The 14299-nt window shown below is 72.9% G+C and carries 12 protein-coding genes and 1 pseudogene; 9 read left to right on the forward strand and 4 right to left on the reverse strand.

The genetic code is table 11. The features are described from left to right. Positions 1-67: 67 nt before the first annotated feature. From HDA43_RS00180 to HDA43_RS00210, 7 genes and pseudogenes are all read left to right on the forward strand, one after another. Positions 68-1036: an ankyrin repeat domain-containing protein gene (locus tag HDA43_RS00180; protein WP_179817723.1), complete on the forward strand. Its 969-nt coding sequence runs from the start codon at positions 68-70 to the stop codon at positions 1034-1036. A 141-nt stretch (positions 1037-1177) separates the two neighbouring features. Further along, on the forward strand, positions 1178-1726 hold the full coding sequence (locus tag HDA43_RS00185; protein WP_179817724.1) for a hypothetical protein: 549 nt from the start codon (positions 1178-1180) through the stop codon (positions 1724-1726). 197 nt (positions 1727-1923) lie between these two features. Next, positions 1924-2496, forward strand: coding sequence for a DUF4396 domain-containing protein (locus HDA43_RS00190; protein ID WP_179817725.1), 573 nt, complete (start codon positions 1924-1926; stop codon positions 2494-2496). Between the two features lie 162 nt (positions 2497-2658). Further along, the gene (locus HDA43_RS00195) at positions 2659-3621 is read left to right on the forward strand and encodes a LysR family transcriptional regulator (protein WP_179817726.1); all 963 of its coding nucleotides are present in this window, start codon (positions 2659-2661) and stop codon (positions 3619-3621) included. A gap of 307 nt (positions 3622-3928) precedes the next feature. Beyond that, entirely contained in the window at positions 3929-6010 is a 2082-nt protein-coding gene (locus HDA43_RS00200; RefSeq protein WP_312872848.1) for a M4 family metallopeptidase, read from the forward strand. A gap of 281 nt (positions 6011-6291) precedes the next feature. Next, entirely contained in the window at positions 6292-7758 is a 1467-nt protein-coding gene (locus HDA43_RS00205) for an MFS transporter (protein WP_179817727.1), read from the forward strand. 172 nt (positions 7759-7930) lie between these two features. After that, a pseudogene (locus HDA43_RS00210) lies at positions 7931-8604 on the forward strand (transposase); the annotation flags it as partial. 18 nt (positions 8605-8622) lie between these two features. Here HDA43_RS00210 and HDA43_RS00215 read toward each other — a convergent pair. The 3 genes from HDA43_RS00215 to HDA43_RS00225 form a co-directional block, all read right to left on the reverse strand. Continuing rightward, positions 8623-9387 carry a maleylpyruvate isomerase family mycothiol-dependent enzyme gene (locus HDA43_RS00215; RefSeq protein ID WP_179817728.1) on the reverse strand — a complete coding sequence of 255 codons (765 nt, stop codon included), beginning with the start codon at positions 9385-9387 and terminating at the stop codon, positions 8623-8625. A gap of 53 nt (positions 9388-9440) precedes the next feature. After that, a protein-coding gene (locus HDA43_RS00220; protein ID WP_179817729.1) for an IS5 family transposase occupies positions 9441-10267 on the reverse strand; the annotation gives its coding sequence in 2 pieces (ribosomal slippage) (positions 9441-9925 and positions 9925-10267; 828 coding nt in all). 244 nt (positions 10268-10511) lie between these two features. Beyond that, positions 10512-11762 carry an alpha/beta hydrolase family protein gene (locus HDA43_RS00225; protein WP_179817730.1) on the reverse strand — a complete coding sequence of 417 codons (1251 nt, stop codon included), beginning with the start codon at positions 11760-11762 and terminating at the stop codon, positions 10512-10514. Between the two features lie 193 nt (positions 11763-11955). Here HDA43_RS00225 and HDA43_RS00230 point away from each other — a divergent pair, with 193 nt between their 5' ends. Next, positions 11956-13167: a sensor histidine kinase gene (locus tag HDA43_RS00230; protein ID WP_218911530.1), complete on the forward strand. Its 1212-nt coding sequence runs from the start codon at positions 11956-11958 to the stop codon at positions 13165-13167. Next, the gene (locus HDA43_RS00235) at positions 13164-13832 is read left to right on the forward strand and encodes a response regulator (RefSeq protein WP_179817731.1); all 669 of its coding nucleotides are present in this window, start codon (positions 13164-13166) and stop codon (positions 13830-13832) included. The genes HDA43_RS00230 and HDA43_RS00235 overlap by 4 nt, the downstream gene beginning before the upstream one ends. A 260-nt stretch (positions 13833-14092) precedes the next feature. Here HDA43_RS00235 and HDA43_RS00240 read toward each other — a convergent pair whose 3' ends face one another. Beyond that, complete coding sequence (locus HDA43_RS00240; RefSeq protein WP_179817732.1) at positions 14093-14281, reverse strand: hypothetical protein; 189 nt, start codon at positions 14279-14281, stop codon at positions 14093-14095. Between the last annotated feature and the right edge of the window lie 18 nt (positions 14282-14299).

Below are 14299 nucleotides of genomic sequence, written 5' to 3' on the forward strand. Positions count from 1 at the left end.
GTCGGCTTAGGCTGGTTTGATCCTTCAGCGTGTTTGATCCTTCAGCGTGATGAGATGGGACCGGAATGTGAGTGACGACGGGTGGAGCGGCGACGTCGGCGTCTGGCGTGACACGAACCTGGAGGAGATCAGGGCGCGCCTGGCGAGCGGGTTCGACCCCGGCCGGCGGCTCTTCTGGCTGCGCTCGACGCCACTGCACCAGGCGGCCCAGGAGGGCGCGACGCAGGTGATCGAGCTGCTGCTCGCCGCGGGCGCCGAGGTCGATCCCGCCGACCGGTACGGCGCGACCCCGCTGTGGGAGGCCGTACGGCACGGCCAGGAGGACGCCGTCCGGACGCTGCTGGACGCGGGCGCCGACCCGTGGCGGCCGTGCATCGCCGGACGCTCCCCCGGCGTGCAGGCCCTCTTCACCGAACTGGCCGACATGTTCGCCGACCTGCCCGGGGCGCCGCGCATCGGGCACCGGCTGCGCGACCTCCAGGAGACCGTCGACGAGATGATGTTCTCCTACGAGGACTACGCCGAGGGCTTCTGCCTGGCCTTCGTCGGCGGGGTGAGCGAGGAGGAGGTCGTCCGGCGCCTGGGGTCCTCCCCCGGCCTGTGCCCGCCGGTGGCGGCCGGCGCGCTGCGGGAGACGGAGCTGACCCGCGGCGGCGAGGTGCTGCGGGTGGCCTGCCCGCCCGGCGGCGGGGTGGTGCTCGCCCAGCCCGAAGGCTCCCTGCCGGTGCGGGACGGCGTCGCCCGGATGGTCACCACCGGGGGCGGCGTGCTGGCCGGGGCCTTCCCCGACTGCGGCTCCTCGGTGGACATCTGGCGCGACGGGTTCAACGTCGGGCGGCCCTCCGTCTACGACCAGCTCAGCGACGACAGCCCGCTGGAATTGTGGATGTGCCACTTCGGCGACTGCGGCGCGCACCCCTCCACCTCCGCCGAGCGGATCCTGGCGCTGATGACCCTGCTGACCGGCGTCTACGTCACCGAGGAGTGGCTCTGGAGCGCGCCGATGCGGCTGGTCCCCGTCGCGTCGGCGACCTGACGGCCCGCCGGCGCGGCGGGCGGGCGCGAGGTCGGATCCCGGGCGGGCGCGGAGCCGGGTCCCGGATGGGATCTCCGGGCGGCGCGGCGTTCGCGTTCGGGACGGGCGGGCGTGAGGCCGGGTCGGTAGAGTCGCACGACCATGGAAAAGCATACGATCACCGCGACGTGGGATGAGATCCCCGAGGACGCCGACGATCTCGCCCTGGTCAGGGGCGGCTACCGGACCTATCTCTGCTTCTGCGGCAAGCGGCTTCCCGACCGGGCCTCGGCCGAGCTGCACGCCCTGGAGACGCAGCAGTGCACCGCCTGCCTGGGCTCCACCACCGAGGACGTCGTGCCGGGCTACTCGCAGACGTGCACGGCCTGCGCCGGCACCGGCCGCCGCAAGGTCCAGGTCACCTGGAACCTCGCCTATGCCGAGGCCGAGAGGATGATCACCCCCGACGTCGTCCGCACGATCATCGCGCCGATGAGGGAGCCGTTCCGCCTGTCGCAGGTGGCCGACGCCGTCCGCGACGCCCTGGGGCTCCCGGTGGGCCGCCTGCCGGTGGGCCCGCGGGTCCGGGAGATCCTCCGCCGGCTGGAGGCGGCGGGGGAGCTCATCCTGGTCTCGGCCCCCGACGAGATGCTGCGCGGACCCTCGGTCGTGCTCTACCGCGACCCCTACTGGCAGCACGCCTCGGACTGAAGGCCCCGGCCGCGTCCGGGCCCGATCCGCCGCCCGGATCCGCCTCCCGGATCCGCGGCCGGCCGCGCCCCGCACGTGCCTCCCGGAACGCCGCCGGTTCGTCCTCGCGTTACCGTGATACCCGAACGGGGTATCCGGTTCCATGGGCTGCGGGCCGGTCGGTTCGCGATCCGGGAAGAAAGGAAGGGGCGACGGACATGGACCACACGGACCACGCCGGCCATGGCGGCGGCGCGCATCCGCACGGCGGCATCCACCCCGGCGGGCATGATCACACCGGCACCGGCTCCGGCGGGCACGACGGATCCCAGGGCGGCCCCCACGGCCACGGTGACGCCTCCTGGCGCACCGCCGTACAGGCGACCCTGCACTGCCTGACCGGCTGCGCCATCGGAGAGGTCCTGGGCATGGTCATCGGGACCGCGGCCGGGCTGCACGCGGGCGCCACCGTGGCGCTGTCGGTCGCGCTGGCCTTCGTCTTCGGCTACGCGCTCACCATGCGCGGCATGCTCAGGGCCGGCCTGAGCCTTCGCCAGGCGCTGAAGGTGGCGCTGGCCGCCGACACCGTGTCCATCGTGGTCATGGAGATCATCGACAACACCGTGATGGTCGCCGTCCCCGGGGCCATGGACGCGGGCCTGACCACCGTGCTGTTCTGGGCGTCGCTGGCCTTCTCCCTCGCCCTGGCCTTCGTGGTGACGGTGCCGGTCAACCGCTGGATGATCGCCCGCGGCCGGGGGCACGCCGTCGCCCACGCCCACCACCACTGACGGCGCGAGGCGGGACGTCCCGACCCGGGCAGGCCGCAGGCGGCCACGCCCCACCTTTCCCCGTCCGGCCACGCGGCCAGGCGGGGACGTCGCCTCCAGGCGTTTCCAGGCGTTTCCGCCACAAGACTTATCGGAAAGATTATTAACTATTAATCTGCCGGTGTGGACCTGGAAGTACGTCATCTACGCGCGATCTGTGCGATCGCCGACTCGGGCAGCATCTCCAAGGCGGCGACCACGCTGAAGATGTCCCAGCCGGCGCTCGCCACGCAACTGCGGCGCATCGAGCGGATGTTCGGCGGACCGCTGTTCGAGCGGGGCCGGGACGGAGCCCGGCCCACCCAGCTCGGCGCCTGGGTGCTGGTGCGCTCGCGCTCGCTGCTGCCCGCCTTCGACGAGCTGCGCCGGGACGGCATGCGCTACGCCGGGCAGGCCGCCGAGCGGGTCACGGTCCGGGTGGGCTGCATGTCCAGCCACCTGGCGATCAACGTCATCAAGTGCCTCGGGGAACTCCTGCCCGGCGCCGACGTCGTCGTCCGCACCGAGGAGGCCATGGACCTGCTGCCGGGGCTGCTGGAGTCCGAGCGGCTGGAGCTGGCCACCCTCGGCGACTACCCGGGGCACGAGCTGTCGCCGCCCCCGGGCGTGCGGTACGCGGGCGTCGCCGTCGAGCCGATCTTCGTCGGGCTGGCCGAGTCCCACCCCCTCGCCGGGCGGGAGGAGATCGAGCTGCGCGACCTCGCGGCCGAGGACTGGAGCCTGCACGCGCTGGCCGAGACCGGGCACCGGGAGCACTTCTGGGCGGCCTGCGCCGGGCAGGGCTTCACGCCGCAGATCGCCTACTCCGCCGACCTCGGCCTCGCCCTCGACCTCATCGCCTCGGCCCGGTGCGTGGGGATGTTCCAGGCGACGAGCAAGGGTTACCCCGGGATCGCCATCCGGCCCCTCACCGGGACCCCGCTGCGCTTCCGCCACATGATCGGATGGACCGAGCTGGGTCCGGTGGCCCCGCACTCCGCCGCGCTCGTCCAGGCGGTCACCGCCGCCTACTGGGCCGGAGTGGGCCGCTCCCCGGTCTACGCCGCGTGGCTGGACCGCCACGGCCCGCTCGCCTCGCTGACCTGAGGCCCGCCCGGCGTTCGCCGAGCGCGCCCGAGGCCGCCCCGGCCCACCGGAGGTCTGCCCGGACCCGGTTGAAGCCCCGCCCGAATCCGGCTGAGGCCCGCCCGGCCCCACCGCCCCGCCTTCCCCATATGGCCGGGTTATGCAATTTCGTGGGGTACTCGGCCCGCCGCGGCGATGTCAGTTTTGGTCCAGCCCGAACCGTCGGAACGCCTCCCGGCGGGGCTCCCCCACGGGGCCCGCCAACGGGCGTCCCGGGCTCCTCGCGTCCCTCCACCCCCCAGGGGAAACCGAGAAGGAGTCACCCCGCGTGAATTCCAAGGCCAAACTGGGCGCGGTCGCCGTACTGGCGACCGTCGCCATGACCACGGGCCCGGCGGCGAGCGCCGCCGTCCCCGCCGCCGCGGCGCAGGCGGTCCCCGCCGCCCGCACCGCGCCCGCCGACCCGCCGGCGTTCGCGCCGCCCGGCCCCGAGGCGCGCAGGCGCGCGGCCGCCAGCGCCGCCGACGCCCTCTCCGCCAGGTCCGGCGCGCTGTTCAAGAGCCCCGACGACACCTTCACCCTGGCCAGGACCGTCATCGGAACCCGCGGCCTGCAGTACCTCACCTACGCGCGCACCTACCGCGGGCTGCCGGTCTACGGCGGCGACGTGATCGTCGCCACCGACGGCACGGGCGACCAGGTCGGGTCCGTGGTCTCGGGCCAGCAGGCCGAGATCAAGGTGGACGTGAAGAGCAAGATCGGCGCCGACGCCGCGGCCGCCACCGCCCGCCGCCTGCTGCCGACCGTGGAGAGCACCGACACGCCCCGCCTCGTCGTCCACGCCGCCGGTCCGCGGCCCCGCACGGCGTGGGAGGTCGTGGTCACCGGAGCCGCCGCGAACGGCACTCCGAGCGTGCTGCACGTCTTCGTGGACGCCCGGGACGGCTCGGTCGTCGACTCCTACGACGACGTGCGCGCCGGCACCGGCAACTCCTTCTACAACGGCAACCCGGTGACCATCCAGACCTCCGGCTCCGGCGGGTCCTACTCGATGACCGACGGCACCCGGCCGGGCCTGCGCTGCGGCGGGCAGAACGGCGCCGCCTACACCGGCGCCGACGACTCCTGGGGCAACGGGCGGGGAACCGACCTGGAGACCGCCTGCGTGGACGCGCTGTACGCCGCCCAGCAGGAGTGGGACATGCTGCGCTCCTGGCTGGGCCGCAACGGGTTCAACGGCTCGGGCGGCGCGTACCCGGCCCGGGTCGGGCTGACCGACGTCAACGCCTACTGGAACGGCTCCTACACCAACTTCGGGCGCAACCAGGCCGGCAGCCAGCAGGCCACGCCGATGGACGTGGTGGCCCACGAGTTCGGCCACGCGATCTTCCAGTTCTCCGGGTCCGGCGGCGCGGGCAGCGGCAACGAGGCCGGCGGCCTGAACGAGTCGACCGGTGACATCTTCGGCGCGCTGACCGAGCACTTCGCCGCCAACTCCGCCGACCCGCCGGACTACACGGTCGGCGAGGAGGTCAACCTCACCGGCAGCGGCCCGATCCGCAACATGTACAACCCGGGCGCACTGGGCGACCCGAACTGCTACAGCTCCGCCATTCCCAACACCGAGGTGCACGCGGCGGCCGGCCCGCAGAACCACTGGTTCTACCTGCTGGCCGAGGGCAGCAACCCGGCGGGCAAGCCGTCCAGCCCCGTCTGCTCCGGCCCGTCCCTGACCGGCGTCGGCATCCAGAAGGCCGGGCAGATCTTCATGGCCGGGCTGAACAGCAAGACCACCCCGTGGACGCACGCCAAGGCCCGCGCCGCCACCGTGGCCGCGGCCCGGCAGCTCTTCCCCGGCGGCTGCACCGAGGTCAACGCGGTCAAGGCCGCCTGGTCCGCCGTCAGCGTCCCGGCGCAGAGCGGTGAGCCGACCTGCACCCCGAACCCGACCGGCAACGACTTCTCGGTCGCGGTGAGCCCGTCCTCGGCCACGGTGCAGCCCGGCGGGTCGGCGACCGCGACGCTGTCCACCCAGGTGACCTCCGGGAACGCGCAGACCATCACGCTGAGCGCCTCGGGCCTGCCCTCCGGGGCGACCGCGTCCTTCAGCCCGGCCTCCATCAGCTCCGGCCAGTCCGCCACCGTCACGGTCGCCACCTCGGCGAACACTCCGGCGGGGACGTACGCGGTCACCCTCACCGCGACCGGTCCGGACGCCGGCCACACGGCGCAGCTCACCCTCACCGTCGGCGGCGACGGCCAGGGCGGCGGCACCTGGGCGGCCTGGACCTCCTACGCCGTGGGCGACACGGTGACCTACAACGGCGTCGGCTACCGGTGCCTGCAGGGGCACACCTCGGTGCCCGGCTGGGAGCCGCCGAACGTCCCGGCGCTGTGGCAGCGGACCTGACCCGCTGACGGCTCCGCGACCCGGTACGGCGGGCGGCCACGGCCGCCCGCCGTACCCGTTTCTCCCTCTCCTCCGCTCACGGGTTCTCCGCCGTGACCTGCCCCGGACGGTCGGTATGGTGAATGACCTGACGAAAAGGGGTAGGTACGCGCTTCTGAACAGCGGAAAGTGCTCCCCGACGGAGAGAACGAGGCGGTAACGATGACTCCCATCCCTCGGCCGACGCCGCTCGGAACCCGGCACGGCGCTGGACGGACCGGCACGCGCCGGCTTCCGGTCCTGTGAGCGCCGGGGCCCGGCAGGGAGGCACCTCGACCACGCGGGACGACCAGGCCGCCGACCCGCGCCGCTGGAAGGCGCTGAGCGTCTGCCTGGTGGCGGGTTTCATGACGCTGCTGGACGTCAGCATCGTCAACGTCGCCCTGCCCTCCATCCGCACCGGCCTCGAAGCCCCGCAGAGCGACCTGCAGTGGGTGGTCTCCGGCTACGCGCTCACCTTCGGGCTGGTCCTGGTGCCCGCCGGGCGGTTCGGCGACATGTACGGCCGGCGCAACGCCTTCGCCTTCGGCGTCGCCCTGTTCACCCTGTCCAGCGCCGCCGCCGGGATCGCGCAGAACTCGACCTGGCTGGTCGTCGCCCGGCTCGTCCAGGGCATCGCGGGCGGGCTGATCAACCCTCAGGTCAGCGGGCTCATCCAGCAGCTCTTCCGGGGCGCCGAGCGGGGCAAGGCGTTCGGGCTGCTCGGCGCCACCATCGGCATATCCACGGCCATCGGCCCGATGCTCGGCGGCGTGATCATCCGCCTCGGCGGCGAACAGGACGGCTGGCGCTACGTCTTCGACGTCAACGTGCCGATCGGCGTCCTCGCCATCGTCCTGGCCTACCGCTACATCCCCAAACCGGCGGAGAAACGGCCGCGCAAGAGCATGGACCCGGTCGGCGTGCTGCTGCTGGGCATCGGCGTGGTGCTGATCCTGCTGCCGCTGGTGGAGAGCCAGGAGTGGCACGGCACGGTGAAGTGGCTGCTGCCGGCCGCCGGGGTCGCGGTGCTCGGCGTCTTCGTGGCCTGGGAGCGCCGGTACGCCCGTCGCGGTGAGCCGGTCGTCGACCTGGCGCTGTTCCGCAGGCGCTCCTACGGCCTCGGCGCCCTGATCGCGGCGCTCTATTTCGCGGGCTTCACCGCGATCTTCTTCATCCTGACCCTCTACCTGCAGGAGGGCCTGCACTACTCGCCGCTGGCGGCGGGGCTGGCGAGCACGCCGTTCGCGGCGGGGTCGGCCGCGGCCTCGGTGTTCGGCGGCCGGATCGTCACCCGGCTCGGCCGCCCACTGGTGGCGGTGGGCCTGGTGCTGGTCGGTGTCGGCCTCATCGCCGTGGAGATCGCCGTACGGTTGGTGCCCGGCCAGCACGTGGCCTGGGCGATCGCGGTGCCGCTGCTGGTCGCCGGCGTGGGCAGCGGACTGGTGATCTCCCCCAACCAGACGCTCACCCTGTCGGAGGTCCCGGTGGCCCACGCCGGAAGCGCCGGCGGCGTGCTGCAGACCGGGCAGCGCATCGGCACCGCCGTCGGCATCGCCGTGGTCGGCTCGGCGTTCTTCACCCAGGTGGCCTCCTCCCACGGCGACTACGCCACGGCGTTCCGGCACGCGCTGTACGTCACCATCGGGTTCGTGGTGGTGACGCTGGCGGTGGCCTTCGCCGACATCCTGGCCGACCGCCGCTCCCCCGGGGAACGACCGGTCCACTGATCGCGTACGGCGGGCGAGGCCGGACCACGACCGGCGGGCGGTCCGGCGCCCGCTCGCCGTACGGCACGCCCGCTTCTCGAACCCGTCCTCGGGAACCTGCGAGACGTGCTCGGCCCCGACCTCGTCGTCGTACCGTCCGTGCGGCGGCGGAGCGATGTTCTCCCTGAGGTGGCGCATCGCCACTCCGGGCTGCTCCGACCGTACGATCAGACGCCGCGTCAACTACTGGGCCCAGATTGGAACAGCTGAGAAGATCCACGCGCTCGCCCTACAGGCGTACGACCGTATGATCGGCCTGCAACTCGACGAACTCTCCGTGGATGGCTGCATCACCAGGGCACCTGGCGGCGAGGAGAGCGCCGGTCGCTCCCCGGTGGACCGAGGCAAACAGGGCCTGAAGCGTTCGGTGGCCACCGAAGCCACCGGCGTCCCGCTCGGCATCGTCTCGGCCGGTGCCAACCGGCACGATTCCCCGCTGCTCGTGCCCACCCTGAAGGTCGCCAAGGAACAGGTCGGCGAGCTGCCCGACCGGGTCAACGTGAACCTGGACCGCGGCTACGACAGCGACAAGACCCGTTCTGCGCTTGGGGAGTCGGGCTTCACCGGCGAGATCGCCCGCAAAGGCATCCCCGCCCCGATCCAGGCCGGCAAGAGGTGGGTGGTGGAGCGGAGCCACGCATGGATGAACGGCTTCGGCAAGTTGCGGCGCTGTACCGAGCAGCGCAGCCGCGTCGTGGCTTCTATCTCCACCTGTCCGCAGCGATCGTCATGCTGCGTATGCTCATCCGCCGCGCGACCCCGCGCTACCGCTGGGACGGCCGCCCCACCACCCGACGCCTCAAGTGATCCATTTGCCGGTCGGTCTCAGCCCCAGTCCTGCAGCTGCTGGAGCAGGTCGGCGTCGCCCTCCATCCGCAGCGAGCCAGCCGGGATGCGCATGTACATGAGCAGGGCCATCTCGCTCGCCGTGCCGTAGATGGCGGCGGTGGGCTTGCTCTCGGCGGCCTCCGCCGCGGTGAGGCGGGTGAAGCGGGAACCGGCGGCGTCCACCGTCTGGCGCCAGGAGCCAGCCTCGGCTGCGTGGTAGTCCATGGTGGCGGGCTCGCCCGGCCACGGGACCGTGCCGGTGCAGACGGTGGCGAGGAACTCCTCGATGGCGTCGCCCGCCTCGGTCGTCGGCAGCTCCTGCGGGGTACCGGAGGCCAGCTGGGCGTCGTAGGTGTGGATCAGCGACTCCGGGACGCGGCGGCGGGCCACGGCGGCCACCGTGTGCGGCGAGGCCAGCGGCTCCCACCAGGCCCAGCAGCCCCGGTCCGGGCCGGCCTCGCGCAGAGCAGTAAGCAGCTGCTCCGTCGAGTCGGCCAGCCAGGTTATGAGGGCCTCGCGCTCCCTGGGCGCCGCCAGCCCGTCCTTGCTCGGCCGCTCGTCGCCCGGCGCGGTGTTCAGCACGATGTAGGCCCAGAAGCGGTCCCCCTCACTGAGGTGGTTCGCCAGGTCGTACAGCGTCCAGCCCGGGCAGGACGGGACATCGGCGTCGAGGCTGGGGGCCGCGGCGACGGTGGCGCGGAACGCGGCGGACCGCTCGTCAATCATCCGCAGCAGGGTGGGGAAGTAGGGATGCTCAGGCACGCAGACCTTGTATCACCCGGACCGGGACTCTCGCACTCGATTAAGAGCGTGTCCTACATGGTGAGTTTGAGATGTCGCTTGTGGCAGGTGATGGCTGCAGCGAGGGTGAGAAAGGCCAGGTAGGCGTAGGGGCGACGCTCGTAGCGGGGTGACAGGCGCCGGTAGCCGAACAGCCAGGAGATGGTCCGTTCGATCACCCACCGATGGCGGCCCAGTCGCCGGCCGGACTCGACGCCCTTGCGGGCTATACGCACCCCGATGCGCTTGCCGCGCAGCCATCGCCGCAGTTCAGAATGGTCGTAGGCCTTGTCGGCGTGGAGCTTGCCGGGCTTGCCGATCTTACGGTATCGGCCCGAAACAGGGTCGTGTCTCGATTGGAGACGAGTCACCATCGGCTTCAGCTCACGGCTGTCAGGGGTGTTGGCCGCCGAGAGGCCGACGACCAGGGGCAGTCCGGCCGCGTCCGACAGGACGTGCAGCTTGGAACCGGGCTTACCCCGCTCCACGGGTGAAGGACCTGTGTGTTCGCCCCCTTTTTGGCGCGCACGTGCGCCGAGTCGAGCACCACGCGTGACACATCCAGCAGGTCATCGGCGGCCAGCCGGTCCAGGACGGCCTGGTGCAGCCGCTCCCAGACCCCGGCCCGCGACCAGATCAAAAACCGGCGATGCACAGTGGACTTCGACGCTCCGAAACACGGCGGCAGCGCCCGCCAGGCACATCCGCTGACCAGCACATAGACGATTGCGGCGAACACCGCCTCATCAGCGACACCGACGATCCCGCCGCCCTGCGGGCGCACCCGGGGCGCCGGCAGCAACGGCCGCGCGATCTCCCACAACCCCGCCGGGACGATCCAGTCCCACTGCCCGCCGTCCATGGTGAATTCAACGAATCACCCACCATGTAGGACACGCTCTTACTCATCGTCGGTAGGCCCCTGGGACGTCCGGTTCCGGGGGCTGGGAAGAACCGGACACCACGGATCTCGGCAGCCGATCGGCACCGCCTACCCTGCCATGGGGCGGTCTTCAGCGTCCGGTTCGACCCCGGCGACCCGGACGACCGAGAGGTTCCCCTCCCGGGAACCGGCCGCGTGAGCGGAGAGCCGACACCCCCCGAGGTCAGGGGATGAGGGAGACCTCGGGGAAGCGGGTGCCGGGGCCCTCGAACAGGTGGGTCGGCCTGCCCCGCAGGTGCAGGTCGAAGAAGGCCCCGACGTAGGCGCGCTGGGCCGCCACCGAACGGCCGGGATCGATCGTGCCCACGTAGTCCGCGAGCGGCACCTTGGGGAGCTTGGCCGCGATCTGCGGCAGCAGCGGCTGCAGGTCGGTGAACGAGCCGTGGGCCGCGCCCCTGAAGCGCAACTCCCGCTTCCATCCGGTCGAGGCCCGCCAGAACGACTTCCAGCCCGGCTCGCTGTCACGCGTGTGGGTCTCGGCCGCCAGCTGTAGGAACGGCCTGGTCACGCCATATGTGGCCACCGGGCCGACATAGGCGCCGTCGAGGTTGACGCCCGCGTCCACGCGGGCGTCCTCGCGAATCAGCTGCGCGGCGACCGACCCGCCCAGCGACTGTCCCAGCGCCCCCACCCGCGAGACGTCGGGCGCGCCGAGCATCCCTGTGGGCAGCGTGCCGCCGATCGGACGGCCGTGGGCCAGGGCGGTGACCTGGTCCAGGACGTAGCGCATATCCGCCAGGCGCGCCGCCGCGTGCTCGGCCAGCAGCTCGGCGATGACCTTCGGCGTCAGCTTCGCGGGCAGCGGCAGGGCGCGCACCAGGCGTCGGCCTGGAAACTCCACCTGGTCGGCCTCGTAGGTGTGGTCGACGGTGACGACCAGGTAGCCGCGCGAGGCCAGGTCCTCGACCAGGGTGGTGCCCAGCGTGCGCGGCCCGCCGTCTCCCGAACCGAACAGCACCACCGGCAGCTTGCCCGCACGCGGCTCGACCGGCGCGCCCACGCGGGCGTGGGTGCGTGTGGCGGTCCAGGCGACGGAACCCTTGGCGATGCCCAGGGGCGGCGCCGAGTGCCGATCCCAGTCGGCGGCGGCCAGTGGCGCCATGTGCGGCGCGAGCGGGCCGCCGCCCGCCGCCGGGTACCACAGGCTGATCATCAACTCCCGGTACGGCCTGGCCGCCACCAGCGGGTCGGGCCGCGAGCGGTCGACCAGCCGCATGGCCACGGTCCCGACCGGATAGGGACCGCCGGGCGCGGGCAGGCTCACCCGGATCGGGCTCCCGGCGTCGGCGCCGGCCGCGGGCAGGGAGACCGCCAGCACCAGCACGGCCAGCCCCGCGGCCTTGCCCGCGGTTTTCGAGACGGCGGACGCCGGGCTCTTGGAAACGGCGGACGGGCCGGTGGCCTCGGCACCCATCGTCCGATCCGTGTTTCTCGTGGCATGGGACATGCGAAAGCTCCTCGAACGGAAAAGGATGTCCGACGAGGCTGGCAGCCCGGCATGCCCGCGGGCCAGCGGCGGAGGTCGCACGCGCGCATGCGACTTTCGGATGACGGTCGTCCCCGGGGATGACCGGGAGCCGACCCGCGGGGCGCCTAGGGTGACGTGCATGGAACCAGCCGGCCATCTGGCGGCCCGCCTCACCGCGCTGAGCCGATGGTCGACCGTGCCCGCCGACGCGCTGCTCGCCGCCGCGCTGTTCCTGGCCACGCTCGGACCCGGCCAGGTGCCGGCGGGTCCCCCGTGGCTGCTCGCGCTGCATACGGCGCTGGTGGCGCCGCTGGCCTGGAGACGGCGCGCTCCGATGACGGTCCTGGGCGCGATCGGCCTCGCCGCCGCCGTCCAGTGGGCGCTGGACGTGCAGCTTCCCGCCGACGCCGCCCTCCTGACGGCCCTGTACACGGTCGCCGCGCGCCGCCCGTTGCGCCACACCCTGCCGGCGGCGCTCGCGCTGCAGGCCGGGGTGCTGCTGGCCGCCGCCCGCTGGGCGCCGCCCGGCCGGTTCCCCTTCACAGTGGCCGCGCTGAGCGCGATGGCGGCCGCCGCCCTCATGGCCGGCCTGTGGATGCGGGCACGGCGGGCGTACGTGACCTCCTTGGAACGCGACCGCGAGCGGCGGGCACGGCTGGCCGTCGCCGAGGAACGCGCGCGGATGACCCGCGACATGCACGACATCGTCACCCACAACCTGTCGGTCATGGTGGCGCTGGCCGACAGTGCCGCCTACGTCCGCCACAGCGCGCCGGACCGGGCCGCGGCGGCGATGGAGCAGATCTCCGCGACGGGGCGCCAGGCCCTGCAGGACATGCGCCGCTCCCTGGGCATCGGCCGCGGCCGCGCCGCCTCGGGCGAGGACCGCCTCCAGGAGATGCTTCGGCCTGCGCCCGGGATCGCCGAGCTCGGTCCGCTGGCCGAGCGGATGCGCGCGGCCGGGCTGGCGACGTGTGTCCGGGTGGCCGGTGATACCGAGGCGGTTCCCGCCGCCGCCCAGCTGACGATCTACCGGCTGGTTCAGGAGGCGCTGACGAACACGCTGCGGCACGCGCCCGGGGCCCGCGCCGATGTGCGGGTCGAGGTGTCGTCGCGCCGCGCCGAGGTGGAGGTCACCGATGTTCGCGGCCCGGCCGTGCCCGGCTCCCCCGGGCCCCTCGACGCCGGGACCCGGGTGTCCGGGCCCCGCTCCGGGCTCCCGGGCGACGGGCGCGGGATCGCGGGCATGCGGGAACGGGTGGCCGCCTACGGCGGGACCCTGGACGCCGGGCCGGTGGCGGACGGCGGATGGCGGGTGCTGGCCGTACTGGACCTGGGGGCGCCACGATGATCCGGCTGCTGATCGCCGACGACGAGGCTCTGCTGCGGATGGCCTTCCGCATGGTCTTCGAGGCCGAGCCGGACATGGAGGTGGCCGGGGAGGCGGATGACGGCGAGCAGGCCGCCCGGCTGGCGCGGCACCTGCGTCCGGACGTGGTGCTGATGGACGTGCGCATGCCCGGCCTGGACGGCATCGAGGCCACCCGCAGGATCGTGCGCGACAGCCCGCGCTCACGCGTGCTCATCCTGACCACCTTCGATCTGGACGAGTACGCCTTCGCCGGGCTGCGGGCCGGAGCGGCCGGGTTCCTGCCGAAGAACACACGGCCGCAGGAGCTGCTGGGCGCGATCCGCGCCGTCGCGGCGGGAGAGGCGGCGCTGTCGCCACGCGTCACCCGCCGCGTGCTGGAGAGGTTCGCGCCGCAGATGACGCCGGGGCCCGCTGAGCGGGACGAACGGCTGGCGCGGCTGACCGCGCGCGAGCACGAGGTGCTGACGCAGGTGGCGCGCGGGCTGTCCAACGCCGAGGTCGCCGCGGTGTTGCATCTGGCCGAGGCGACGGTCAAGACGCATTTGAGCCGCGTACTGGTCAAGCTCGGGCTGCGTGATCGCGCCCAGGTGGTGGTCTTCGCCTACGAGAGCGGCATCGTCCGCCCCGCCGCCCCCGACCTCTGACCGCGCCGGCCTGGTCGCGGTCGGCCGGCGACCCGCCGGCTTCCGGCCGCGGGCTTCCGCATGGTGGTCTCCCGTGAGGTGATCCCGCCATGTTGTCATGATCGACGAAGTGCCGGTGCGGCACCGGTCAGGTCACGGCGTGGGAGTCATGGGCGTGTGGTGCCCGATCCATCGGGTCAGGGTGACGAGGTAGTGGGACGCCAGGAGACCGTCACCGCCCATCTGGACGCGATGGTCGGCCCCGGGGAACACCTCCGCGGTCAGTCTCGCCCGGGGGTGACGGTCCGGGCGGCACGCCGCAGCGCCGAACAGGCGGACGCTCTCGGCGACGGGACCAGTTCGTCCGCGCCACCGAAGATCGCCAGATGCGGGCAGCGCAGGCGCGCCGCGTCCGGGATGGGGTCGTGGTCCTGCTTTCGTCTGAGGAACTCCCAGAGGCGCTCGTCCACCCCGGCCCAGTAGGAGGC

It is taken from the genome of Streptosporangium sandarakinum, from assembly GCF_013409935.1.
GTDB lineage: Bacteria > Actinomycetota > Actinomycetes > Streptosporangiales > Streptosporangiaceae > Streptosporangium > Streptosporangium nondiastaticum.